Genomic DNA, 24773 nt, shown 5'->3' with positions numbered 1-24773 from the left:
ACGTACTCGACGGGGACGTAGGGGACGCGGGTGCGGGACGTGAAGTGACGCCGGGGGAGCGGGGGTTCAGCTGGCGGTCCAGCCGCCGTCCAGGGGCAGCGACGCACCGGTCACGAAGCCGCTGTGCGGGCCGCAGAGCCAGAGCGCGGCGGCGGCGATCTCCTCGGGCTCGATGAGGCGCTTGGTGGCCGAACGCCGCAGCATCACGTCGGTGAGGACCTGCTCGGGGGCGATGCCGTGGGCGGCGGCCTGGGCGCTGATCTGGTCCTCGACCAGGGGCGTTCGGGTGTAGCCGGGGCTGAGGCAGTTGCTGGTGACGCCGTGCTCCGCGCCTTCCAGGGCGGTGACCTTGCTCAGCCCCTCCAGGGCGTGCTTGGCCGCCACGTAGGCGGACTTGAAGGGGCTGGCGCGCAGGCCGTGCACGCTGGAGATGTTGACGACGCGGCCCCAGCCGTGCGCGTACATGTGGGGCAGCGTCCGGCGCAGCAGGAGGAACGGCGCGGTGACCATCACCTTCTGGATCAGGTCGAACCGCTCCGGGGGGAACTCCTCGATGGCGGCGACGTGTTGCAGCCCCGCGCTGTTGACCAGGACGTCGACGCGGGTGGGCAGGGTGTCCACCGCGGCGGGGTCGGCGAGGTCCACGGCGTGCGCCTCGCCGTCGATCCCGTCGGCGACGTCCTTGGCCGCGTCGGCGTGCCGGTCGACGACGTGGACGAAGGCACCTGCCGCGGCCAGGGCCACGGCACAGGCCCGGCCGATGCCGCTCGCGCCGCCGGTGACCAGGGCGGTGCGGCCGGTGAGGTCGGTTCCTGCGGCGGCCACGACGGGGGCCACGGTAGGGGAGACGGCGGGGGCGGCACCGCGGGGAGTGGGGCTCGTCATGGCCGGAAACGTAAGGGTGCGCCGGGCGGGGTTCCCATGTGTGGGGCCCACACAACCGGGGAGCACGTCATGTGGGTGGGTGCAGCCGATCGGGTACGAATGCGGTGACCCACGTCACGACGGGCCACCCGAAAGCTGTGCTACCTTGCGAACAGCACGTGTGTACGCCGCCTTCTGCGGCGCCGGTGCCGATCTTCTTTTCTTCCGCCTCATCGAGGCTCCCGCAGCTTTGCAGCTTCCGTATTTCTCCGAAGCACTCTGCCGCAGTTCTTCTCTCCGCCCGACGCACGGGACGTGAACACCCACCGTCCTGCCGGGCCCCTCATTCGCATGTCCGCGAAAGGACCCCATCATGAGTACCGCAACCATCACCCGCGACAAGACCACCACCCAGAGCACCACCACGACCACCACCACGACCGCCGAGACCCGCGCCGTCGCCGCGGCCGGCATCCTCGACGTGAGTCACAACGCCAACGGCCACCTCCGTACCGGCGATTGCCTCCCCGACCCGAACGACGTACAGGTCCCTTCCACGCTCATCCGCCGGTTCGGCCTGCGTGCGGGCGACATGGTGCAGGGCACCTGCGGCAAGGCCCGCACCCTCACCTCCGTCGAACGGGTCAACGGACACTCCGCCGAAGCGCTGCACAGGCGCGCACGGTTCGGCGATCTCACCCCGCTGCACCCCCGTGAGCGGCTGCGTCTGGAGACGCCCGGCGAGGGCGGCGGCAGCATCGCGACCCGGCTCATCGACCTGGTCGCCCCCGTCGGCAAGGGCCAGCGCGGCCTCATCGTCGCGCCGCCCCGCACCGGCAAGACCGTCCTGCTCCAGCAGATCGCCGCCGCCGTCAGCGCGAACCACCCCGAGGCGCACCTCATGGTGGTCCTGCTCGACGAACGGCCCGAAGAGGTCACGGACATGAAGCGTTCCGTACGTGGCGAAGTGCTCGCCTCGACCTTCGACCGGCCCGCCAAGCAGCACATCGCCCTGGCCGAACTCGCCGTCGAGCGCGCCAAGCGGCTCACCGAGGAGGGCAAGGACGTCGTCATGCTCTTCGACTCCCTCACCCGGCTGTGCCGCGCGTACAACAACGCGGCCTCCAGCGGTGGCCGCACCCTCTCCGGAGGTGTCGACGCCGCCGCCATCCAGGGCCCCAAGCGCCTCTTCGGTGCCGCGCGGCTCGCGGAGGAGGGCGGGTCCCTGACCATGCTCGCCACCGTCCTGGTGGAGACCGGGTCGCGCGCCGACGACTACTACTTCGAGGAGCTCAAGGGCACCGGCAACATGGAGCTCCGCCTCGACCGCGGCATGGCCGAGCGCCGGGTCTTCCCCGCCGTCGACGTCACCCCCTCCGGCACGCGCCGTGACGAACTCCTGGTGCCCGCCGACGAGTTGACGGCCGTACGCGGTCTGCGGCGCGCCCTGCACGGCAGGGACCCGCAGGGCAACCTGGAGGCGATCATCGAACGCCTGCGCAAGACATCGAACAACGCCGCGTTCCTGCGGCAGGTGCAGCAGACCGTGCCCGGCGCGGGCTCCGCCAAGGTCAACGGCGCCTGAGCCGTGCGCTCACGGGCGCGTGACGTGCACCCGGTAGCGGCCCTCGGCGTCGATGTCCGACACCGTGATGCGGACGCCCGTCCTGCTGTCCGTGAAGGTCTCGCCGGGCTCGTAGGTCGCGTCGGAGAGCTCCGCGTGGACGTTCGGCTGGCGCGTGCAGCCGCCGCTGTCCTTCTTGGAGTCAAAGACGGTGACCGGGCCCTGGCCCGTGTCGACCTCCGCGTCCACCCGGTAGATCAGTACGCCGGGCTTGCAGACCGCCTCGTCGTTGCCGCCGCGGGTGCGCACCTCGACGGCGTACCCCTTGGTCGTGCTCAGCGGCACGAAGGCGAGCTTGGTGCCGCCGCTCGTCGGCAGCGGGCTCAGCGTGTGCTCGGTGGTGCCGGCGTTCGACGCGCAGCTGATCTGGTCGTCGTCCAGCCAGCCCAGCTTCCACTTGTGCCAGGCCAGCAGGTCGTTGTTGGCGCCCCAGTCCTCGCTCATGATGTCCCAGTGGCCGACCGCGCCGCCGCCCTCCTGCGTGTAGAGGTCGGGCAGGCCGAAGACGTGGCCGTTCTCGTGCGGGAGCACGCGGTAGCCCGTCTCGCGGTAGTTGCCCGAGCCGTCGTCCTGGCGGCTGTAGACGAAGGACGCGTTGGAGACCGGGACGCCGTCCGCGACGGGCGCCTCGGTGTTGCCCGCGAAGGTCACCGACAGGACCGTGTCGAGCGCGGAAGGGCCCGCGTTCGGCGTGATGAGGATGTTCACCAGGTCGTACTCCCGGAAGTCCACGTCCGGGTCGGCCTCCGCCACGATGTCCTTGACCAGCTCGCGGTAGCCCGGATCGAAGGGGGCGCCGCGCTCTATCCCGTACTGCTTGAAGCTCTTGGGCATCCGCAGCCAGTCCTGGACCGGCGACTCGGGGCGGTAGTCGAGCCGTCCGTAGGAGCTGGTGCGAAACCACTCCGACGTCTGCGGGAAGAACTCCGCGAGGCGGTCGAGCGCGCTGCCCTCGCCGGGCGCGTCCGAGAAGTCGACCATGAGGTTCAGGGCCCGGACGGTGCCCGTGGAGCGGGAGTAGCCGGCGGGGGTGGGCATGCCCTCCGACATCTGGACGCCCATCGTGCCGTTGATCATGCACGGGCTGAGTGTCGTCGCGCGGGCCAGGGAGACGGGGCCCGCCGCCGTGGGGGACTCCTCCATCAGGCGGCCGGTGCTCGCCGATGTGGTGACCGTGAGGGCAAGGACGGCGCATGTGGCCAGTGCCGCGCCACGTCGCGCTCCGCGTATCTGCCTCCAGGTCGGCTGCTGCATGCGTGGGCCTTCCCCTTGCGGCAGCCGCCGGTCCTGGCTGCACCCTTTCGATCACCCTCTGCCGCAGGGTGCGCGGGCGCTCGCTGGGTGCGACCGATCGTGGGTTTCTCCCGTACGCCGGCGTGACGCGCGTCACAGAAAGAAACTCGGGCGGTGGGAAATATCCGGGGACTGTCTCCCCGTTTAGACCTGTGTCCGAGCGAAACGGGGAGTGATTCCCCGCATCGCGCGTCCGAGGCTCCGGCACCGCCGCGAACCCCGGTCAGCAGCTTGATCGCCAGCTTGATCACCAGCTTGAGGAGAGCCGTCGTGGAGACCGCCGCCGCTGCACAGCGCCGCACGCCCCGCCCGCGGGCCGACGCCCTGCGCAACCGGGAGCGGATCGTCGCCGCCGCACGCGAGATGTTCGTCGAGTTCGGCCCCGACGTACCGCTCGACGAGGTCGCCCGCCGGGCCGGCGTCGGCAACGCCACGGTCTACCGGCACTTCGCCGACCGTTCCGAACTGGTCCACCAGGTCGTCCTGCTGGTCACCGAGCGCGTCTCGGCCCACGCCGAGGAGGCGATCGCGGCGGCCGACGCCGACGCGAGCGTCGCGTTCGATGCCCTGCGCCGGTTCGTGCACGCCTCCGCCGACGAGCGGATCGGTGCCCTGTGCCCGATGCTCCAGACCGCCTTCGACCCCGATCACCCGGATCTGGTCGACGCCCGTGAGCGGCTCGAAGCCGTCACCGACGGGCTCATGCAAAGGGCGCGCGCGGCCGGGCAGCTGCGCACCGACATCGCCGTCGGAGACCTGATGGTCGCCCTCTCCCAGCTCACCAGGCCGCTGCCCGGCACCGCGTGCCTGAACATGGACCGCTTCGTCCACCGCCATCTCCAGCTGTTCCTCGACGGCCTGATGGCGCCGGCCCGATCCGAACTGCCGGGTGCCTCGGCGACCTTGGAGGACCTGCGCCAGTCCTGAGTCCTGCCCGGCCCCACTCGACTTCGCCGTACGCGGCACACCAATAGAGCCGCACGCGGCACACCAACAGACGCAGCACCCGACACACACGTCTCTTTACGTCACTTTTTTCACCACTCGTATCGCTAGGTGGCTACTCCCATGTCAGAAACAGATCCCAGGCGCTGGAAAGCGCTGATCTTCATCGCGCTCGCGCAGCTGATGGTCGTCCTCGACGCGACCATCGTGAACATCGCGCTGCCCTCCGCCCAGCAGGACCTGGGCATCTCGGACGGCAACCGCCAGTGGGTCATAACGGCCTACGCCCTGGCCTTCGGTGGTCTGCTGCTCTTCGGTGGCCGCATAGCCGACCTCTGGGGCCGCAAGCGCACCTTCGTGACCGGCCTGATCGGCTTCGCGGCGGCCTCCGCGCTCGGCGGCGCCGCGACCGGCGAGGCCATGATGCTGGGCGCCCGCGCTCTTCAGGGTGTGTTCGGCGCGCTGCTCGCGCCCGCCGCCCTCTCGCTGCTCGCCGTGATGTTCACCGATGCCAAGGAGCGCGCCAAGGCGTTCGGCATCTACGGTGCGATCGCCGGTGGCGGTGGCGCCGTCGGCCTGATCCTCGGCGGCTTCCTCACCGAGTACCTGAACTGGCGCTGGACGTTCTTCGTGAACATCCCCTTCGCCGCCGTCGCCGCGCTCGGCGCCTACTTCGTCATCCGTGAGCCGGCCGGCGCCCGCAACCGCTCGCCGCTCGACATCCCCGGCGTGGTCCTCTCCACCCTCGGCCTGGTCGCCCTGGTCTACGGCTTCACGCGCGCCGAGTCGGCCGGCTGGTCGGACTCCCTGACGATCGGCATGTTCGTCGGCTCCGCCGTCCTGCTCGCCGCGTTCGTCCTCACCGAGGCGAAGGTCAAGTCGCCGCTGCTCCCGCTGCGCGTCCTGACCGAGCGCAACCGCGGTGGCGTCTACCTCTCGCTCGGCCTCGCGATCATCGCGATGTTCGGCCTGTTCCTGTTCCTCACGTACTACCTGCAGATCGTCCAGGGCTACTCGCCGGTCAAGACCGGCTTCGCGTTCCTGCCGATGATCGTCGGCATGATCACGGGCTCCACGCAGATCGGCGCCCGCCTGATGACCCGCGTCGCGCCGCGGCTGCTGATGGGTCCGGGCTTCGTGCTCGCCGCCCTCGGCATGCTGCTCCTGACGCAGCTCGAGGTCGGTTCCTCGTACGCCGGGCTGATCATGCCCGCGCAGCTGCTGCTCGGCCTCGGCATGGGTACGGCGTTCATGCCCGCCATGTCCCTGGCCACGCACGGTGTCGAGCCGCGTGACTCCGGTGTCGCCTCCGCGATGGTCAACACCTCGCAGCAGGTCGGCGGCGCCATCGGCACGGCTCTCCTGAACACCATCGCCGCCTCCGCCACGACCGCGTACGTCACCTCGCACGCGGCGGGCGCGACGACTCCGGCCGCGCAGAAGCTGATGCAGGCCGAGGCCATGGTCGAGGGCTACACCAGCGCGATCTGGTGGGCCGTGGGCATCCTCGTGGCCGCCGCCGCGATCGCCTTCGCCCTCATCAACACCGGCGCCCAGGGCGGCACTCCGGCCGCCTCGGGCGACGCCGAGGGTGTCGAGGACGAGATCCGGATTCCGGTGGTCGCGCACTGACCCCGGGCGACCGGCACACCCGGCAGAGGGCCTAGCGGAGCCAGGGCAGGTCCGCCCCCGCCTCCTTCGGCTGAAGTCCCTCGGCGACGATCACCATGATCTCGCCGAGGGACTTCTGCTGTTCCGGGGTGAGCCGGTCGAAGAGTGCCTGGCGCACGGCGGTGACATGGCCGGGCGCGGTGCGGCGCAGGACCTCGTACCCGTCGTCGGTGAGTATCGCGAACTGGCCGCGCTTGTCGGAGGGGCAGTCCTCGCGGCGCACCCAGCCGTTCTTCTCCAGGCGCGCGATGGCGTGCGAGAGGCGGGACCGGGTGATCTTGGTGTTTCTGGCCAGCTCGGTCATGCGAAGACGGCGCCGCGGGGCGACGGAGAGCTGGACCAGGAGACCGTAGTAGATGTGCGGCATACCGGCGTCGCGCTGGAGCTGGCGGTCGAGGTGATCCTCCAGGAGTGTGGTCGCCTGTAGATAGGCGAGCCAGGTGCGCTGTTCCTCGTCGTCGAGCCAGCGCGGTTCCCCGTCCGGGGGAGAAGTGGGTGCCGTGTCCATGTACTCCACTGTACGCAGCCCTTTCTTGAAAGTTAAACAATGCAGGAGTAGGGTCACCCTCAAGCAAGAGCTTGAGAGTTCAAGTAAGCCGTTCTGTGTACTTCTCTCGGAGGCGTCGCCATGACCGCAACCCAGGAGCGCATGCCCGCCCTGTACCTCAGCCACGGCGCCCCGCCGCTGGCCGACGACGCGCTCTGGCCCGACCAGCTCCGCGCCTGGTCGGCGCAGCTGCCGCGCCCCAAGGCCATCCTCATGGTCTCCGCCCACTGGGAGGAGGCCCCACTCGCACTCGGCGCGACCGAGGTGACGCCCCTGGTGTACGACTTCTGGGGCTTCCCCGAGCACTACTACCAGGTCACGTACGCCGCCCCGGGCGCCCCGCAACTCGCCGATTCCGTACGCAAATTGCTGCGCGGGGCCGGCACGCCGGTGCAGGACATCCCGGATCGCGGGCTCGACCACGGAGCGTACGTCCCGCTCGTCGAGATGTATCCGGACGCGGACGTCCCCGTGCTCCAGATCTCCCTGCCGACCCTCGACCCGCGGCGCCTGCTGGACATCGGCCGCAAGCTGGCCCCGCTGCGGGACGAGGGCGTGCTGATCGTCGGCAGCGGCTTCTTCACGCACAACCTGGCGGCGCTGCGCCAGGGTGGTACGCCGTCGTGGTCGGTGGAGTTCGACGCCTGGGGGCACGAGGCGCTCGACGCGGGCGACGTGGACGGTCTCCTCGACTTCCGGCACAAGTCCCCGGCGGGCGAGCTCGCTCACCCGCGTACGGAGCACTTCGCGCCCTTGTTCGTGACGCTGGGGGCCGCCGAGGCCTCGGGGGATCTCGGCGGGCAGCGGAGCGTGATCGACGGATTCTGGATGGGGCTCGCCAAGAGGTCGGTGCAGTTCGGCTGACGGGTGTGCCGATCCGGCTGACGGGCGTGCCGCTCTAGGTGGGCGGCTCGCTGATCTCGATCGCGCGCAGGGCGGATGCCAGGGCCTGCTCGTCGCCCACGTCCAGTGCCGTGTCGGTGAACTTGATGACGTGCTCGTCGCCGTGCGCCAGGGCCCGCTCGAAGACCTCCTCGGGGGCGAAGGTGCCGGGCGGTGTGTACGCGACCGGGACGTCCGGCGCGTACATCGAGGTCACGGCGGCCGAAGCCGTCCAGGCCGCGTGCAGGCTCGGCGCCCACAGGGTGCGGGGCAGCGCGGGCAGGGCGCGCAGCACGGCGTTGGGCGCGGTCGCGGCGTGCACCAGCATCGTCTCCTCGCCGTGGCCGTGCGTGGCGTACCGGTGGGTGGCCGCACGCACCAGCTCGGTGAGCCTGCGGTGCGCCTCGTCCGGATCGCTCACACCGGCCGCCCACGCGGGAAGCCCCGCGACCCGGCCCAGCCTGGCGGGGAAGCCGCCGCTGCCCCGGTCCGCGATCGGCTCGACGGCGTCCAGGGCGGCGGCCGCGGTGCCTCCCGGCTCGTGCGGCAGGAGCTCGACGCCGGTGACGGGGTGGTGGCGGGCGGCCCAGTAGCCGAGGCCGTGGGCGAGTTCCGCGAGGCGGGGTTCGGTCTCCGGCCCGGTCAGGAGGGTGCGGACCGCGTGGCCCACCCGGATCACCGGGTGCGTGGAGCCGCCGTACATGCCCGGCAGCAGGCGCGGCCACCACACGGCGAGGACGTCGCGCCACGGGCGTTCGTCGATCTCCCTGCCGAAGTACGCGATCCAGTCCGCCGCCCGGCGCGGATCGCCGATGGCCTCGCGCCAGGTGTCACCGGTGATTGTTCCGACCGCGTTCGGGTACCCCTCCAACTTCGGCGCGTACAGCTCGAGCCAGCGGTGGACATCACCGGAGCGGCCGTGCGCGGCGAGCGCCTCGACGGCCATCGGGGCGTGGTTGGTGAGCCGTCCGAGCCGCTCGGGGCCCCAGGCGTGCAGGCGCTTCAGGGCTTCGTCGAGGGTGCCTGTGGTGTCGGCTGTGGCGTCCATGGAGGCACGGTAGGCGGGGCGCGAACAGGGGCGTAACGGCCTTGCGGCCTAGGACGGGACCTAGGCCGTGACCTGCGGGACCTAGGTCCCGCTTGGGCGCTGGGGGCCCAGGGGACGCTCGTACCAGGCGACGTCCCAGTAGCGGCCGAACTTCCGGCCCACCTCGCGGTACGTGCCGACATGGCGGAAGCCGAAGCGTTCGTGGAGGCGGCCCGAGGCGTCGTTCGGCTGGGCGATCCCGGCGTAGGCGCGGTGCAGGTCCTCGCCGTCCAAGGCCTCGAAGAGCGCCTTGTAGAGCAGGGTGCCGATGCCGCGGCCCGCGGCCTGTGGCGCGCAGTAGACGCTCACTTCCACCGAGGTGGCGTAGGCGGGCTTGGCCCGGAAAGGAGAACTCGTGACGTACCCGAGGATCAGGCCGGAATCCCTCTCCTGGGCAACCAAGAGACGGTGGGGGCCGTCTTCAGGATGGGAGAGCAGCCAAGGGCGGCGCTCTTCCGGCAGGAAGACGGCCGTGTCGAAGGTGATCGCCGTCTCACGTACATAGTGGTTGTAGATAGCGGTCAGGGGCCCCAGATCGGCCTCAGTGCCCGGCCTGACCTGCACCTCTGTACGTTCCGACGGCATCTGGCCTCCCTTTGTGGCGGCACAGGGTACTGCAACGTCAGGAAAATAGATGCGCGGCTTGGGAATTCTGTCCGGATTCCAGTCGTTGTTTCCATCGGAAGCAGGGCACCCGGAAGGGTGTGGTTTCCACCACAGAGGCCCGTGAAAAGGGCCGACCAGGACCTCCACACGCAAGGGAGCACGCATGGCAACCCGTGCCGTCGCCCGTCGTAAGTCCGCCACCTTCGGCGAGACCGACGCGGCACGCAGTGTTCGCGCCGTAGGCGGGGAGATCGCCGACCGCGACCTGGTCGGCATGTACCTCGACGAGATCGCGCGTACGCCGCTGCTCGACGCCGCCAAGGAAGTCGAGCTGTCCCAGATCATCGAGGCCGGTGTGTTCGCCCGGAAGATAATCGACGGCGAGGTCGAGAGCTCCGGCGCCGGCGCGAAGGCGTCCCGTGAGGAGCTGGAGGCGCTCGTCGCCGACGGCGAGCGGGCCAAGGACGTCTTCATCCGGTCGAACCTGCGGCTGGTCGTCGCCGTGGCGCGACGCTATCCGCGCAGCGGTCTGCCGCTCCTCGACCTGATCCAGGAGGGGAACGCGGGCCTGGTGCGCGCGGTCGAGAAGTTCGACTACGCCAAGGGCTTCAAGTTCTCCACGTACGCCACGTGGTGGATCCGTCAGGCCATCACGCGCTCCATAGCCGACCAGTCGCGCACCATCCGTCTCCCCGTCCACCTGGTGGAGGAGCTGGGACGGATCCGCCGGGTGATGCGTGAGTTCAACCGCAAGCACGGCCGCGACCCCGAGCCCGCGGAGGTCGCCGCGGAGCTCGACTCCACGCCGGCGCGTGTCACGGACGTCCTGGACTGGGCCCGCGACCCGGTCTCGCTGAACATGGGCGTGGACGACAACGGGGACACGCAGTTCGGTGACCTCCTCGAGGACACCTCCGCGGTCTCGCCCGAGCAGTCCGTCCTGACGCTGCTGCGCAGCGAGGAACTGGACGACCTGATCGGCCGCCTCGACCAGCGCACGGCCTCCATCATCAAGATGCGGTACGGCATCGAGGACGGCCGCGAGCGGACCCTCACGGAGGTCGGCAAGCAGCACGGTCTGACGCGGGAGCGGATCCGCCAGATAGAGAAGCACGCGCTCCTGGAACTGAAGAAGCTGGCGAGGGACACGGGCTTCGACGCGGCGGCTTAGGCGGCGGCCTGCTTGACGGTTCCTTACAGCTGAGCGGGGCGGGGCCTGGGCGGGGACTGGGCGCGGCCCCGCGAAGCCGCCCAATAGCTGAGCCCCGGTGCCATCCCCCCGGCACCGGGGCTCATTTCTTTGCCTTGCGGCTGGTGGGCGGGTCCCCTTTCCCGCGCTCCGCGCGGAGGCCCCGCTCCCCGGGTGTGCCCTCGCGCTGGGCACGGGGGCCGCCCGCCCATGGGGTGTGTCCTCGCGCTGGGCGCGGGGGCCGCCCGCCCATGGGGTGTGTCCTCGCGCTGGGCACGGGGGCCGCCCGCCCATGGGGTGTGTCCTCGCGCTTCGCGCGGAGATGTTCCGTCCACCGGGTTCTTTCCCGCGCTCCGCGCGGAGTTCTCCCGCCCACCCACCCGATTACCCCGGGGCAATGGGTGGGTGGGAGGGAAAGATCCGCGCGAAGCGCGGGAAGGGGTTGGCACCCACGGCCCGCAGGTAGGAGATCCGCGCAGAGCGCGGCGAAGGGGCGGCACCCACGGCCCGCAGGGGAAGGATCCGGGCGGCGCGTGTGGGGGAGGGCCCTCTCCACGGCCTGCGGGGAGAGCCCTCGGCGCCACCTCCGCGGCCCGCGGGGCGGACCCACGGCCCGTGGGGTGAAGCGCACGGCCTCAGGCGGAGGCGGCCGCCTGGGTCATGCGGGAGCCCAGCTTCCGGAGGGAAGCCAGCAGTTCCGGTGGGCCGTGGGCCACGAAATCGCAGCCCGCCGTAGCCAACCGCACCGCCAGCCAGTCGATGGAGTCCGTCACCTCCGAGCGGAGCCGGCACGACGTGGCCGTCACGGGCTCCGGAGTGCCGAGCGCCGAGGGGAACGCCCCCGCGACGGCCTCCGCGGACGCGGCGAACGTCACGTCGATCGCGTACGAAGGCTGGCCCCGCCACATCGACCGGCGGATGAACTCCGCCGCGTCCCCCGTGGGCAGCTCCCGCGGGACGAAGCGCGCACCGGTAGCGAAGGGCGACGACACCCGGTCCACCCGGAAGGTGCGCCAGTCGTCGCGGTCGATGTCGTACGCGACCAGGTACCAGCGCCGCCCCGTCGACACCAGCCGGTGCGGCTCCGTCAGGCGGCGGGACTCGGTGCCGTCGCCGGAGCGGTACGCGAAGCGCAGACGCTCCTGGCCCGCCGCCGCGGACGCCATGACCGTGAGCGTCTCGGGCGCGATGCTGGCGCCGTCCCCGCTGGTCAGCGGGGTCGTCGCGATCTGGAGGGTCTGCACCCGGTGCCGCAGCCGCGAGGGCAGGACCTGCTCCAGCTTCGCCAGCGCCCGCACCGACGCCTCCTCCACCCCCTCCACCGCGTGCCCCGCCCCCGCCCGCAGGCCCACCGCGATCGCCACCGCCTCCTCGTCGTCCAGGACGAGCGGCGGCATCGCCTTGCCCGCGACCAGGCGGTACCCACCGGTCGCCCCCTGGCTCGCCTGCACCGGATAGCCGAGGTCCCGCAGCCGGTCGATGTCGCGCCGCACCGTGCGGCGGCTGACGCCGAGCCGGTCCGAGAGCTCGCCGCCCGGCCATTCGCGTGGGGTCTGGAGGAGGGAGAGGAGCTGCAGCAGCCGAGCCGGGGTGTCCGTACCGCCGGACCGTTCGGAGGTCGTGCCGGAAGTCGAAGTCATGTCACACAGGATGCCGCCCATCTAGGACATCTTCTGGCCTATATGACTTCTAGTCTTCTCTCATGACTTACAGCAGCTCCGCGAAACCCGTGCCAGGAACGGCAGCCGCCGCCGACCGGCGTCGCTGGTTCGCCCTCGCCATCGTGATGACCGCGGCCTTCATGGACCTCGTCGACGTCACCATCGTCAACATCGCGATCCCGTCCATCCAGGAGGACGCAGGCGCCTCGTACAGCCAGATCCAGTGGATCACCGCGGGCTACGCACTCGCGTTCGCGGCCGGTCTCATCACCGGCGGGCGGCTCGGTGACATCCACGGGCGCAAGCGGATGTTCCTCCTGGGGATCGCGGGCTTCACGGTCGCCTCCGCGCTCTGCGGCTTCGCCGCCAACCCGGAGATGCTGGTCGCGTCGCGGATTCTCCAGGGCGGCATGGCCGCGATGATGGTGCCGCAGGTCCTGTCGATCGTGCACGCCACCTTCCCCGCGCACGAGCGCGGCAAGGTCTTCGGGCTCTTCGGGATGGTCGTGGGGCTCGGCGCCGTCTCGGGTCCGCTGCTCGGCGCGCTGCTGACGCAGTGGAACCTCTTCGGGCTCGAATGGCGCCCGATCTTCCTGATCAACCTGCCCGTCGGGATCGTGGGACTGATCCTGGGCAGCAAGTTCATCACCGAGTCCAAGGCGCCGAAGGCGCTCAAGCTCGACCTCGTCGGCGTCGTCCTGGTCACCCTCGGCCTGCTGATGGTGCTCTACCCGCTCACCCGTGGCCGGGAGCTGGACTGGCCGCTGTGGGGTTACGCCGTGATGGCGGGCGGAGTCGCCGTCTTCGGCGCGCTCATCGCGTACGAGAAGGCGAAGGCGGCCAAGGACGGTTCGCCGCTGGTGGAGCTGTCCCTGTTCAAGGTGAAGAGCTTCGCGGCGGGCATCGCGGTGCAGACCGTGTTCGGTGTCGCGATGGGCATCTTCTTCCTGGTCTGGACGGTGTACATGCAGACGGGGCTCGGCTGGAGCGCGCTGCGTGCGGGCACCACCGGGGTGCCGTTCTCGATCGCCGTGTCGGTGGCGGCCGGCATGTCCGTGCAGAAGCTCGTGCCGCGGTTCGGCCGCAAGGTGCTCCAGGGCGGCGCGCTCGTCATGGCCGCCGGGGTACTGCTCTACATCTGGGAGGCGGACCGGTACGGCGCGGACATCGCGTCCTGGCAGATGGCGCTGCCGCTGGTCGTGATGGGCGCGGGCATGGGCTTCATCGTCGCGCCGCTGACGGACGCCATCCTGTCGGACGTGCCGCGCGAGCACTCGGGGTCGGCGTCCGGGCTGCTCAACACCGTGCAGCAGATGGGTACGGCGCTCGGGCTCGGCCTGGTCTCCGTGGTGTTCTTCGGCATGATCGACGAGAAGGCGGCGCGCAGCGAGGTGCCGATGGAGATCGTGGGCGCGTTCCAGAACTCGCTGTGGTGGGTCGTCGGCGTGCTCGTCGTCATCTTCCTGCTGATGTTCGCCCTGCCGGGCAAGCCGCGACAGCATGTCGAGGGCGGGGACACCGGTGACGCGGGTGACGCCGGGGACGGGGTCGTCGCCGGGGGCGCCGGTGAACTCCCGGAGCGGGAGCCCGCGTTGACCTCTTGACCTGACCCCCTGAGGGGGGGGAGTGGCGGGTGCGGCCCGGGTGGAGCCTAGAGCTCCGCCTGGGCCGCCGTCGTGTCCAGGGATTCGAGTACGGCGGCTGGGTTGCCGCCCTTCACGACGGCGGCGCCGATCTCCTTGCGGATGGTCGCCCGGACCGTCGGCCACGAGCGCAGGCTGACCGGCTGGAACTGCGCCTGCGGCATCTGGTCGATGAACTTCCACAGCGGGCGCTGCGCCGCGTCCGCGCGCAGCGCCGAGGACGCCGAGCTGGTCACCGGGAGCGCGGCCTGGCCCCCGCCGTACGCCTTCGCGGACTTGCGGCCGTAGAGGTAGCCGAGGAACGTGCCGCACGCGTCGCGGTGGCCGTTCTGCTTGAACGCCATCAGCCAGTCGCTCAGGCCCACGGGAGCTGCCGCCCCGCCCCTCCGGGCCGGGAACGCGGCGTGCGCGTAAGGGAACTTGACCTTGTCGGCGGCGCCCATGAGTACCGGGTGCGCGATCAGCATCCCGATGGTGCCGCGCATGAACTGCTCGTACGCCGCCGTCCTGTTGAGCCCCGCCGGGTCCGCGCCCGCGAGCCCCTTCGCGACCAGTTCGTCGCGCAGCCAGGTCAGCGTCCGGACGTTGCCGGCGGTGTGGAAGTCGTAGCCGGCCAGACCCGAGTAGCCGCCCTCGTCGGCGAGCAGCCAGGACAGGGTCTCGTCCTCGGCGGCTTCCGGCCCCAACTGCAGCCCGTAGGGGGTCTTCACGCCGATGCCCTTCAACGCCTGGGCCGTCTTGAGCAGTTCGTCCCAGGAGGTGGGGGCGCCGTTGATGCCTGCCCGCTTGAAGAGGGCCGTGTTGTAGAAGAGGCGCGGGGTGCTGGCGAGGAACGGGATGCCGTACTGGATGTGCCTGACCGATCCCGCCTCGGCGTACGAGCGGGTGAAGTCGGCCTCGGTGCGGATGTCGAAGAGGTCGGATGCGCCGTAGAGCTGCTCGTCCTCGGCGTAGGGCGCGAAGATGTTCGACTGCGCGATGTCGGGGGCGTTGCCGTCCTTCACCCGGCGGGCGAGCGTCCGGTCGAGCTTGTCGAAGGGGACGCGTTCCAGGGCGATCTTGACGGTGGGGTGCGCCTTCTCGAAGGCGGTGACCAGGCCGTCCCACTGGTCACCGATGGAGGAGCCGACGCTCTTGTCGTAGCTGGCGACGAGGACTTCGAGGGTGGTGGTGTCGCTGCCGGACGCGCAGCCGCTGAGGCTGACGCCGAGTCCGAGTCCGAGCGTGGATGCGCCGGTGAGGCCGGCGGAGTTGGTCAGGAACTGTCGACGACGCACCGGGCTTGCCACCTTCGTAACGCACTGGATCTCACGGCTCGGATCTCATGGCTCTCGTACGGTGGCAGATTCTGCCACACAGGCACAACGTGCCCAGGAGTGCCCGTCCGCCTGCCTGGAGCGCTGGCATAACCTGCCTCGCATGCCCGCAAGTTCGCTCAACTCGCCCGATTCGCTCACCGAGCGCCGCAAGGCGGAGACGCGCCTGGACATCGCCCGCACCGCGGCCGCGCTCTTCGCCGAGAACGGGCTGCGGGCCACCCGCGCCGAGGACATCGCGCGCGCGGCGGGTGTCGCGCCGCGCACGTTCTACCGCTACTTCGCGACGAAGGAGGAGGCGGTGGCCCCGCTCTTCGCGGCCGGGGCGCAGCAGTGGGCGGAGGCGGTGCGGGGTGCGCCTGCCGGGCTCTCGGTGCGGGAAGCGCTGCGGTACGCGGCGGCGAGGGCGCTGGTCCCTGACAGCGATGCGGCGCCGGGGGTCGCCATCGGGGACGCGGAGGCGCTGGAGTGGGTGCGGGGGCTGCTGCGGATGGCGGGGGAGAGTGCTGCGCTGCGCGCGGTGTGGTCGGACGCCTGTCACGCCTCGGAGAAGACGCTGCTCGCCATCCTGGCCGAGCGGGAAGGCGGCGCCGCGCGGGAAGGTGGCGCCGAGCGGGAGCCCTCTCTGGAGCTGCGGCTGGCGGCGGGGGTCGCGAGTGCGGCGGTGCGGGTGGCGGTGGAGACGTGGGCGTCGGGCGACGCCCCGGCCGGTGGCGGGGGCGGTCCCGCGGCGCTGGCGGACCACTGCATCACGACCCTGGACGGCTTCACCTGGCCGTAGGTCCGCCCCTCGGGGTTCGTCGCCGACTGCGGGCGCGTGCGTGTTGCGGGGTGGTTGGCTGTGGGTGCGGTGCCGGGCCGGTATGTCCGTCCTCGCTATCGTCCGGTCGCCGCCTAGGTGCTTCGGCGCCGGAGCGCCGCGAGCCGTGCTCCGGGCGGACATACCGACCCGTCCCCTCCCGAGCGTCGCCGACTGCGGGTGTGTGGGGGATGGGGCGGGCCCTGTCCCCCCCGCCTGCCAACCTCTGCCCCGCGGGGCAATCGGGTGGGTGGGAGAGGTCCCTGCGGGGGGAAGTCGTAGGGCCCAGTGGTGGCGGGGCGGAAGTCCGTTTGTGTCTGGTGGGGGTCCGAACTTGTTTACTTCGCTGAAATCTGGACGTACTCTGCGAGTGAAACCACACGCTCGGGCACAACTCGGAGGCGAACGGACATGTACGCAGCGGAGCGCCAGCAGGAGATCCTGCGGCTCGCGCGTGACGGCGGCCGGGTGGACGTGCTGTCGCTGGCCGAGGAGTTCAAGGTCACCGCCGAGACCGTTCGGCGTGACCTGAAGGCCCTCGACCGGGCAGGTCTCGTGCGCCGCGTACACGGCGGTGCCATACCGGCCGGACGCCTCGACTTCGAGCCCGACCTCGCCGAGCGGGAGGGAACGGCCGCCGACGAGAAGGACCGCATCGCCCGCGCCGCCCTCGCCGAGCTCCCGACGGAAGGCAGCGTCATCCTCGACGCGGGCTCCACCGTCGCCCGCCTCGCCGCGTCCCTCCCCCTGGAGGCGACCTTCACGGTCGTCACCCACGGCCTCCCCACCGCGGCCCGCCTCGCCGACCACCCCGGCATCCAGCTCCACCTGATCGGGGGCCGCGTCCGCAGCCGTACGCGCGCCGCCGTCGACGCGTGGGCGCTGCGGGCGTACGGAGAGATCCGCGCCGACGTGCTGTTCGTCGCCGCGAACGGCTTCTCCGCGGAGGGCGGGCTCACCACCCCCGACCTCGCCGAAGCGGCCGTCAAGCGCGCGGCGATCGGCGCGGCCCGCCGCGTGGTGCTCCTCGCGGACTCCACCAAGCACGGCCAGGAGCACTTCGCGCGCTTCGGCGATCTGACCGACGTGGATCTGCTGATCACCGACACCGGGCTCAGTCCCGAGGACGCCACGGCCATCGAGGGCGGCGGCACGGAGGTGATCCGGGCATGAGCGGCATGAGCGGCACGGACACGAACGTGGACAGCAGCAGCAAGAACAGCCCGCAGGCCGGCAAGGAAACGGTACGTACGCGCATGATCCTCACCGTCACCCCCAACCCCTCCCTCGACCGCACCTACGAGGTTCCCTCGCTGGACCGCGGCGAGGTCATCCGGGCCACCGGCGACCGGATGGACCCGGGCGGCAAGGGCGTCAACGTATCGAGGGCCGTCGCCGCGGCGGGCGCGGAGACGCTCGCCGTCCTGCCCCTCGGCGGCGCGCCCGGCGCGCTCGTCGCCCAGCTCCTGGACGAGCAGGGCATCAAGGTCGCGCCGGTGTGGGTCGCGGGCCAGACCCGCTCCAACATCGCGGTGGCCGAACCGGACGGCACCCTCACCAAGATCAACGCGACCGGACCCGAACTGACGTCGGCCGAGGCCGAGTTGCTGCTCGGAGCCGTGCGGGAGCGGTCCGCGGGCGCCGACTGGATCGCCTGCTGCGGCAGCCTGCCGCGCGGGCTCGCCCCCTCCTGGTACGCCGACCTCGTGGCCCGCGCGCACGCCGCGGGCGCCCGTATCGCCCTCGACACCTCCGGCCCGGCGCTCCTCGCCGCGCTCGCCGAGCGTCCCGACGTCGTCAAGCCCAACGCGGAGGAGCTCGCCGAAGCGGTGGGCCGCCCCCTGGCCACCGTCGGCGACGCGGTCAAGGCGGCCGAAGAACTGCGGGAGTCGGGCGCGCGGGCCGTGCTCGCCAGCCTCGGCGCGGACGGCCAGCTCCTGGTGGACGGATCGGGTACGTACTTCGGCAGCGCACCGGTCGACGCCGTACGCAGCAACGTAGGAGCCGGTGACTCCTCCCTGGCCGGTTTCCTCATCGCGGGCGGCACCGGCGCGACCGCCCTCGCCTCGGCCGTGGCGCACGGCGCGGCGGCGGTGCAACTCCCCGGCAGCGCCATGCCCACCCCCTCCGACCTCGCACCCGACGCGGTCACCGTCACCTCACAGGTTCCGATGGACCGCGTACTGACGGAGCCGGCCGCATGACTCCCCACGCCCGCAAGGGCGCGAGCTCCACCTCAACCCCCGTCCCCACCCCCGCCCTCCGGGCGATACGCGTGCGAAGGAGCCCGCGATGAGCGAGATGATCACCGCGGAACTGGTCGACCTCGAAATCGACCGGTCCGCCGGAACCAAGGAAGCGGCGGCCCGTGCCCTCGCCGAGCGCATGGTCGCCCTGGGCCGGGTGACCGATCTGGAGGGGTTCCTCGCCGACGTGGCGGCCCGCGAGGCACAGATGCCGACCGGTCTCGACGGCGGCATCGGCATCCCGCACTGCCGCAGCGCCCATGTCACCGAGCCGACCCTCGCCTTCGGCCGCTCGGCCGACGGCATCGACTTCGGGGCGCCGGACGGGCCCGCCGATCTCATCTTCCTGATCGCCGCCCCTGCCGGGGCCGACGACGCGCACCTGACCATCCTGTCGTCGCTGGCACGGCAGTTGATGGACGAGGAGTTCACGAGCGCGCTGCGGGGTGCGACGGACGCGGAGTCCGCGGCCGCCCTGATCAGCGGGGAGCCCGTCGCGCGCGGTGCGGCGGAGGAACCGACCGACCCGCAGGCGGAAGAGGAACCGACCGACCCGCAGGCGGAAGAGGACCCCACCGAACCGCGGTCGGAAGATGGCCCCACCCCGGTGGAGCCGTTCCGGATCGTGGCGGTCACCTCCTGCCCCACGGGCATCGCGCACACGTACATGGCAGCCGAGTCCCTGGAGAACGCCGCCCGCGAGGCAGGCGTGGAGATCACGGTCGAGACCCAGGGGTCGGCGGGGTTCACCCGCCTCGACCCGGCGGTCGTCGCGGCCGCCGACGGCGTCGTCTTCGCGCACGACGTCCCCGTACGGGACAAGGACCGTTTCGCCGGCAAGCCCACGGTGGACGTGGGCGTGAAGGCGGGCATCAGCAGGCCCGCCGAGCTCATCGCGGAGGTCCGGGCGAAGGCGGCCCGCGGCGAGACCACCGCGGACGTCGGGCCGAGCCCCGTGGACAACGCCGGGGACAGCGGCGACGGCTACGGCACCAAGCTGCGCAAGTGGCTGATGTCCGGCGTCAGTTACATGGTCCCGTTCGTCGCGGCGGGCGGCCTCCTCATCGCGCTCGGCTTCGCCATCGGCGGCTGGAAGATCGACAAGGCCCCGTCCGTCGCCGAGCACTTCGTGTGGACGGACACCACCAGCTGGGCCGCGCTCCTCTTCCAGATCGGCGGGCTCGCCTTCGCCTTTTTGGTGCCGGTCCTCGCGGGCTACATCGCGTACGGAATGGCCGACCGGCCAGGGCTCGTGCCCGGGTTCGTCGGCGGCTCCGTCGCCGTCACCATCAACGCGGGCTTCCTCGGCGGTCTCGCGGCGGGTCTGATCGCGGGTGCGGTCGTGATGGGCATCCAGCGCGTGCGGATCCCGTCCGTCCTTCGCGGCATCATGCCCGTGGTCGTGATCCCACTGATCTCGTCCGCGGTCGTCGGCTTCCTGATGTTCCTCGTCATCGGAAAGCCCATCGCGGAGCTCCAGAGCGCGCTCACCGACTGGCTGGAGGGCCTGTCCGGCGCCAACGCCATCATCCTGGGCGTCATCCTCGGCCTGATGATGTGCTTCGACCTCGGCGGTCCGCTGAACAAGGTCGCGTACGCCTTCGCCGTCGGCGGCCTCGCCAACCCGACCGACGGCAGTTTCAAGGTCATGGCCGCGGTGATGGCGGCCGGCATGGTCCCGCCGCTCGCCATGGCCCTGGCCACCACGGTCCGCGGCCGGCTCTTCACCAAGACCGAGCGTGAGAACGGCAAGGCGGCCTGGTTCCTCGGCGCCTCCTTCATCACGGAGGGCGCGATCCCGTTCGCCGCGGCCGACCCGCTGCGGGTGATCCCCGCCTCGATGGCGGGCGGCGCGGTCACCGGCGCCCTGTCGATGGCGTTCGGCTGCACGCTGCGGGCCCCGCACGGCGGCATCTTCGTGGTGCCGCTCATCGGGCAGCCGCTGCTGTACCTGGTGGCGATCGCCGCCGGTGTCGCTGTCTCGACCGTGACGGTCATCCTGCTCAAGGGCGGCCGGAAGACGAACCCCGCAGAGAGCGGTGCGGAGGCCGAGGCGGGCGCGCCCGAGAAGAAGGTTCCGGCGGCCGTCTGAGCCCGGTTCCGTGGGCCCGGTTCCGCGGGTCCGGGCCGTTCGGGCTCTATGAGGGGGGTTGTGCGACATGCGTCACTTCAGGACGTAAGTCCCACAACCCCCTGTCGTAAGCCCTGGATCGTGTTGTCTACTGAGCGGCATGCTCCAGAATGTCTCGTTCCTCCAGCAGGCAGGCGTGGCCGTACTGGCCGTGGCGACCGCCGTCTGGGCCGTGGGCCTGGTGCGGGTACTGCGTCGCGACCAGGCCGACGTGGACGTCTGGCGTCAGTCCCAGGCGCTGCGGGCGCTGCCCGCGCAGACGGGCCCGCCGCGCGCGGAGACGGTCGAACTGACGCCGGACGAGCGAGCCGCCTTCGCGGGCCTCGTACGGCAGTTCGGCGGAGACGGCCGGTCCTGACGGATGCTTCTGACGGCCGGTCGTGACGGATGCTTCTGGCGGCCGGTCGTGACGGACGCTTCTGACGGCCGGTTGTGAGGTTGGGTGCCGCCCCTGCGTGCCGCCCCCTGCTGTGTGCGCTGCCCTACTTCGTACGCTGCTGCGGAACGCTCCTCGCGCGCTGCTCCATCGCCGCGCGTGCCGCCTCCTCGGAGACGTACACCTCGCACCTGTGGCGCTTGTCGGGCGTGACCGTGTGCTCGACCTCCCAGAGGCTGAGCTCGCTGCCGTCGAAGAGCAGGAACGCGTGTTCGTAGAGCGAGAAGCAGAGGCGTGCCTCGCCCGCCAGGCAGGGGCGGCCGAAGGCCTGCGTGATCTGGTGCGCGAACGCCGAGCGCAGTAACCGCTCGATGTCCTCGGCGGGCCGCCCCTCGCTCACCGAGTTCTCCGCGCGGCGCAGCAGCCGGCGCGCGTGATCCGCCGAGTCGTCCGGGACGTACGTATGACGGGGCTCGTCGGCGACCGAGAGCTGGAGCACGACGGGCTGGTCGCAGGCGGTGGCGGGGGTGTCGGGCGGCAGCGGCAGGCGCGAGGTGGCGACACCGGCCTCTTCCTCGTCCGCGTACAGCTCGTGCTGGGCGTGGCTGCCGGGGCCCGTGTTGTGCACGAGCTCCCAGAGGGTGAGTGACCCGGCGTCGGCGAGCAGCCACGTGTGCCGGTACGTCTCGCGGTGCAGGCCCGCGCTGTGGTGCGCGGAGTGCAGCGAACTGTCGTACGCGAGAGCTGAGTCCAGGCGCCCTATCGTCTCGTCCGGCAGGTCGAAGGAGTTCAGGGCGCGGCGAAGAAGCCGCTCCAGATGCTCCTGCGGAGAGTGCGAAGACTCCTGCTCGGCCGACTGTGGCTCGTACGCCGTCTCGTACTCGTACGGAACGCTCAAGGTTTCTCCCGGCGTTGCTGCATGTCACCTTGTGAGTGCATACCGTAGCCCCTGCGTCGGACATCATGTCCGGGAACGGGAAAACGTACGAGCCGCACGGCAAGTTCCCGTGCGGCTCGCGGTGTTGGGCCTGGTGAGAGGCTTGGCGCGGGGGCTGGAATCAGCCCGCGCTGCCCGCCGTCCACTGGCTCCAGGACATGTTCCAGCCATTGAGGCCGTTGTCCGGGGCGATCGTCTCGTCCGGGGAGCCCTTGACGGTCACGATGTCCCCGATGAGGGAGTTGTCGTAGAACCACGCGCCCGGCGTGCTGGAGTCGCCCGCGCCCTGCGCGTCCTGGAGGCCGACACAGCCGTGGCTGGTGTTGGAGCTGCCGAAGATCGAGGGCGAGCCCCAGTAGTTGCCGTGGATGAAGGTGCCTGAGGACGACAGGCGCATCGCGTGCGGGACGTCCTTGATGTCGTACTCACCGCCGAAGCCGACCGTGTCGCCGTTCATCCGGGTCTGGGTGAACTTCTCGGAGATCACCATTTTCCCGTTGTACGTGGGGTTCGCCGGGCTGCCCGCGGAGATCGGGATGGTCTTGACGACCTTGCCGTCCCGCTCGACCGTCATCGTCTTGGCCTTCACGTCGACCGTGGACACCTGCGCGCGGCCGACGGTGAAGGTGACCGTCTTGTTCTGTACGCCGGTGGCGCCGTCCGCGCCCTTCACGCCCTCCAGGGAGATCTTCATGGTGACCTTGGAGCCGGCCTTCCAGTACTCCTCGGGCCTGAAGTCGAGGCGCTGATCGCCGAACCAGTGGCCCACGACCTTCTGGCCGCTGTCCGAGGTGACCTTGATGTGCGACTGGACGGACTGCTTCTCGGTGATCGCCTTGTCGAAGTTGAAGGAGACCGGCATGCCGACGCCGACCTTCGTGCCGCCGTCGGGGGTGTAACTGCCGATGAAGCTGTTGTCCTTCGAGACGGTGGTGAAGATCGAGTTCTCGGTCGCTTCCTTGCCCTTGGTGTCCTTGGCGTTGGCCTCGATCTTGTACTTCATGCCGCGCTCCAGCTGGGCCTTGGGCTTCCAGCTGGTGCCGTCGGCGGCGAGCGTGCCGTCGACCGCCGCCCCGGTGGAGACCAGGGTCATCTTCACGTCGGTCAGCTTGCCGCCCTCGACCTTGACGCCGGTGGCGTTGATGGACGCGCCGGTCGAGCCGTCCTTGGCCGAGATGGTGATGTCGGCGCCCTGGGTCTTGGGCTTGCCGTCCTTGCCGTCGCTCGAGCCGTCCGAGTCGCCGCCGCAGGCCGTCAGGGAGAGCGCGCCCACGGCTGCCAGCGCGGTGGCCGCCAGAAGGGTGCGCCGCCGGGGCTTGGCTATGTGCGACGTTGTCACGGGCTGCTCCATCTTTGTGCGAAGTGCGCGTTCTGATCCAGTACGGGTTAAGAGCCGCCTGCGGGCGGAAAGGTTCCGTCCGCTTGGTGTGAGGGCGGGCACAGAGACATGGCCCGTCGGCGCCCAACGGGCCTCTCTATGCGGTCATTTGTAGCGTTTCTTTCTTGGAATTCCCTTAGGTGATGCTTTGGTGTTCCTGAGGGGTGGAGGGGGCGGAGGAGGGCGGAGGGGGCAGAAGGGGGGAGGGGGAGCGGAAGCGGGGTGGCCGGGGCTATTCGGCTTCGGCGGCGGCCGCGGCCGCCGCCTGGTTGCCGTAAAGGTCGCGGTACGAGGGGAACTTGCCGCCCGGTGTCTCCACGGACTCCGCGGCCAGGAGCGCCCGGACGATCGCCGCCGTCACCATGTCCGCGCCCGCCGCGAGGATCTCGTTCAGGGCGAGCGGGCTCTGCTCGGCTCCCGGCAGGGGGCGCTCGCCGGTCGCGAGGGCGAAGACGGTGTCCCCGTCGTTGAGGAGGTGGACGGGGCGCACGGCGCGCGCCATGCCGTCGTGCGACGTGCCGGCCAGCTTCTGCGCCTGGGCCTTGGTGAGTTCGGCGTCGGTGGCGACCACGGCGAGGGTGGTGTTCAGCGGGGGAGGCCCGCTCCTGCCGGAGGCGGCGGCTTCGGCGAGGCGGCGCGTGGCCTCCTCGTGCGCCTCGGGGGTGGGGTACTCCATGCGCCGCCCCTCGAAGTACCGCCCGTACAGCGCGCCCGTCGCCGGATCGACCCCGGCGCCCGCCGCGTTCGCCACGACCAGGGCGGCGACCGTGACGCCCGATTCCAGCCGGACGCTCGCGCTGCCGATACCGCCCTTGACCTTGCCGACCACGGCGCCGGTGCCCGCGCCCACGTTCCCCTCCTCCACCGGCGTGAACGGTTCGGTGCCCGCGGCGGCCTCCACGGCGGCGCGGCCCGTCGCGGCGTCGGGGCGCGCCGTGAAGTCGCCGCCGCGGCCGAGGTCGAAGACGCAGGCGGCCGGGACCACGGGGACGACGTGGGAGGGATCGGGGCCGACCCGCACACCGCGGCCCTGCTCCTCGAGCCACGCCATCACACCGGCGGCGGCGTCCAGGCCGTACGCGCTGCCGCCGGTCAGGACGACGGCCTCCACGCGCTGGACCAGATTGCGGGGGTCGAGCGCGTCCGTCTCCCGGGTGCCGGGGCCACCGCCCCGCACGTCCACGGCCGCGACGGCGCCGCCCACCGGGGCGAGCACCACGGTGGTGCCGGTGAGGTGGCCCTCGTGGGCGGGGGCGGTACGAGTGGCATGGCCTACGCGAAGCCCGGGGACGTCGGTGAGGGAGTTGAGGGAGTTGAGGGAGTCGAGGGAGTTGAGGGGACTGGGGGAGCTGGGGGAATCGAGGGAGTCGGGAGAGCCGGGGGAAGGGGAGGAAGCCATGCCGACTTGCGTATCACGCGGGGGAGTTACGCGGCCGTCTCCCGGCGTGCCATCCGGCTGGTAAGCGTCGAGCGGGTCGAGCGGGTCGCGCCGGTGGCCGTCGCCACGAGTTCCCGCGCCCGCGCCCGAGCCCGAGCCCGCTCCCTCGCCCACACCCGCGAAGGGGCCCGCGAAGGGGC

The 24773-nt window shown here is 71.2% G+C and carries 21 protein-coding genes; 11 read left to right on the top strand and 10 right to left on the bottom strand.

Features of this window, described 5'->3' with window-relative positions:
* Positions 1–66 precede the first annotated feature (66 nt).
* Positions 67–885 carry a 3-hydroxybutyrate dehydrogenase gene (locus ACIGXX_RS33075; protein ID WP_399981182.1) on the bottom strand — a complete coding sequence of 273 codons (819 nt, stop codon included), beginning with the start codon at positions 883–885 and terminating at the stop codon, positions 67–69.
* A gap of 352 nt (positions 886–1237) precedes the next feature.
* Between ACIGXX_RS33075 and rho the strand changes: the two genes are divergently transcribed.
* Positions 1238–2449 carry a transcription termination factor Rho gene (rho, locus tag ACIGXX_RS33070; RefSeq protein WP_361466278.1) on the top strand — a complete coding sequence of 404 codons (1212 nt, stop codon included), beginning with the start codon at positions 1238–1240 and terminating at the stop codon, positions 2447–2449.
* Between the two features lie 9 nt (positions 2450–2458).
* Here the strand turns inward: rho and ACIGXX_RS33065 are convergent, their stop codons facing one another.
* Positions 2459–3742, bottom strand: a complete 1284-nt coding sequence (locus tag ACIGXX_RS33065) for a M6 family metalloprotease domain-containing protein (RefSeq protein ID WP_361466281.1) — start codon at positions 3740–3742, stop codon at positions 2459–2461.
* Positions 3743–4051: 309 nt separating this feature from the next.
* Here ACIGXX_RS33065 and ACIGXX_RS33060 point away from each other — a divergent pair, with 309 nt between their 5' ends.
* Positions 4052–4708: a helix-turn-helix domain-containing protein gene (locus tag ACIGXX_RS33060; RefSeq protein ID WP_351162819.1), complete on the top strand. Its 657-nt coding sequence runs from the start codon at positions 4052–4054 to the stop codon at positions 4706–4708.
* A gap of 141 nt (positions 4709–4849) precedes the next feature.
* Positions 4850–6358 (top strand): MFS transporter, encoded by a 1509-nt coding sequence (locus tag ACIGXX_RS33055; protein WP_351162821.1) that lies wholly within the window; start codon positions 4850–4852, stop codon positions 6356–6358.
* Positions 6359–6389: 31 nt separating this feature from the next.
* On the opposite strand, the gene ACIGXX_RS33050 is transcribed toward ACIGXX_RS33055, so the two are convergent.
* Entirely contained in the window at positions 6390–6905 is a 516-nt protein-coding gene (locus ACIGXX_RS33050) for a MarR family transcriptional regulator (RefSeq protein WP_351162823.1), read from the bottom strand.
* A gap of 120 nt (positions 6906–7025) precedes the next feature.
* Here ACIGXX_RS33050 and ACIGXX_RS33045 point away from each other — a divergent pair, with 120 nt between their 5' ends.
* Entirely contained in the window at positions 7026–7808 is a 783-nt protein-coding gene (locus tag ACIGXX_RS33045; protein ID WP_361466287.1) for a class III extradiol ring-cleavage dioxygenase, read from the top strand.
* Between the two features lie 34 nt (positions 7809–7842).
* On the opposite strand, the gene ACIGXX_RS33040 is transcribed toward ACIGXX_RS33045, so the two are convergent.
* Both ACIGXX_RS33040 and ACIGXX_RS33035 read right to left on the bottom strand, forming a co-directional pair.
* Entirely contained in the window at positions 7843–8874 is a 1032-nt protein-coding gene (locus ACIGXX_RS33040; RefSeq protein WP_399981176.1) for a questin oxidase family protein, read from the bottom strand.
* 81 nt (positions 8875–8955) lie between these two features.
* Positions 8956–9498: an N-acetyltransferase family protein gene (locus tag ACIGXX_RS33035; RefSeq protein WP_351162829.1), complete on the bottom strand. Its 543-nt coding sequence runs from the start codon at positions 9496–9498 to the stop codon at positions 8956–8958.
* A gap of 184 nt (positions 9499–9682) precedes the next feature.
* Here ACIGXX_RS33035 and ACIGXX_RS33030 point away from each other — a divergent pair, with 184 nt between their 5' ends.
* Positions 9683–10690: an RNA polymerase sigma factor RpoD/SigA gene (locus tag ACIGXX_RS33030; protein ID WP_399981172.1), complete on the top strand. Its 1008-nt coding sequence runs from the start codon at positions 9683–9685 to the stop codon at positions 10688–10690.
* 653 nt (positions 10691–11343) lie between these two features.
* Here ACIGXX_RS33030 and ACIGXX_RS33025 read toward each other — a convergent pair.
* Entirely contained in the window at positions 11344–12348 is a 1005-nt protein-coding gene (locus ACIGXX_RS33025) for a transcriptional regulator (protein WP_361466293.1), read from the bottom strand.
* A 62-nt stretch (positions 12349–12410) separates the two neighbouring features.
* Between ACIGXX_RS33025 and ACIGXX_RS33020 the strand changes: the two genes are divergently transcribed.
* Positions 12411–13973, top strand: coding sequence for an MFS transporter (locus ACIGXX_RS33020; protein WP_361466296.1), 1563 nt, complete (start codon positions 12411–12413; stop codon positions 13971–13973).
* A 47-nt stretch (positions 13974–14020) separates the two neighbouring features.
* Here ACIGXX_RS33020 and ACIGXX_RS33015 read toward each other — a convergent pair whose 3' ends face one another.
* Positions 14021–15289, bottom strand: a complete 1269-nt coding sequence (locus ACIGXX_RS33015; RefSeq protein WP_399981168.1) for an extracellular solute-binding protein — start codon at positions 15287–15289, stop codon at positions 14021–14023.
* 142 nt (positions 15290–15431) lie between these two features.
* Between ACIGXX_RS33015 and ACIGXX_RS33010 the strand changes: the two genes are divergently transcribed.
* From ACIGXX_RS33010 to ACIGXX_RS32990, 5 genes are all read left to right on the top strand, one after another.
* A complete protein-coding gene (locus ACIGXX_RS33010) occupies positions 15432–16109 on the top strand; it encodes a TetR/AcrR family transcriptional regulator (protein ID WP_383819218.1) in 678 nt (225 codons plus the stop codon).
* A 429-nt stretch (positions 16110–16538) separates the two neighbouring features.
* Positions 16539–17300 carry a DeoR/GlpR family DNA-binding transcription regulator gene (locus tag ACIGXX_RS33005; RefSeq protein ID WP_351162841.1) on the top strand — a complete coding sequence of 254 codons (762 nt, stop codon included), beginning with the start codon at positions 16539–16541 and terminating at the stop codon, positions 17298–17300.
* 83 nt (positions 17301–17383) lie between these two features.
* Positions 17384–18331, top strand: coding sequence for a 1-phosphofructokinase (gene pfkB / locus ACIGXX_RS33000; protein ID WP_351163258.1), 948 nt, complete (start codon positions 17384–17386; stop codon positions 18329–18331).
* Positions 18332–18419: 88 nt separating this feature from the next.
* Positions 18420–20465, top strand: coding sequence for a fructose-specific PTS transporter subunit EIIC (locus ACIGXX_RS32995; RefSeq protein ID WP_399981164.1), 2046 nt, complete (start codon positions 18420–18422; stop codon positions 20463–20465).
* A 139-nt stretch (positions 20466–20604) separates the two neighbouring features.
* Positions 20605–20862, top strand: a complete 258-nt coding sequence (locus tag ACIGXX_RS32990; RefSeq protein WP_351162845.1) for a hypothetical protein — start codon at positions 20605–20607, stop codon at positions 20860–20862.
* Between the two features lie 124 nt (positions 20863–20986).
* Here ACIGXX_RS32990 and ACIGXX_RS32985 read toward each other — a convergent pair whose 3' ends face one another.
* The 3 genes from ACIGXX_RS32985 to ACIGXX_RS32975 form a co-directional block, all read right to left on the bottom strand.
* Positions 20987–21778, bottom strand: coding sequence for a DUF6227 family protein (locus ACIGXX_RS32985; RefSeq protein WP_361466309.1), 792 nt, complete (start codon positions 21776–21778; stop codon positions 20987–20989).
* Positions 21779–21938: 160 nt separating this feature from the next.
* Positions 21939–23168 (bottom strand): Ig-like domain-containing protein, encoded by a 1230-nt coding sequence (locus tag ACIGXX_RS32980; protein ID WP_351162849.1) that lies wholly within the window; start codon positions 23166–23168, stop codon positions 21939–21941.
* A 259-nt stretch (positions 23169–23427) separates the two neighbouring features.
* On the bottom strand, positions 23428–24594 hold the full coding sequence (locus ACIGXX_RS32975; protein WP_399981158.1) for a P1 family peptidase: 1167 nt from the start codon (positions 24592–24594) through the stop codon (positions 23428–23430).
* Positions 24595–24773 lie beyond the last annotated feature (179 nt).

Origin of the sequence: Streptomyces sp. NPDC055243 (assembly GCF_044544025.1) — a bacterium.
GTDB lineage: Bacteria > Actinomycetota > Actinomycetes > Streptomycetales > Streptomycetaceae > Streptomyces.
The sequence above is the reverse complement of the archived record's forward strand: the minus strand, read 5'-3'. Positions and strand labels throughout refer to the sequence as shown.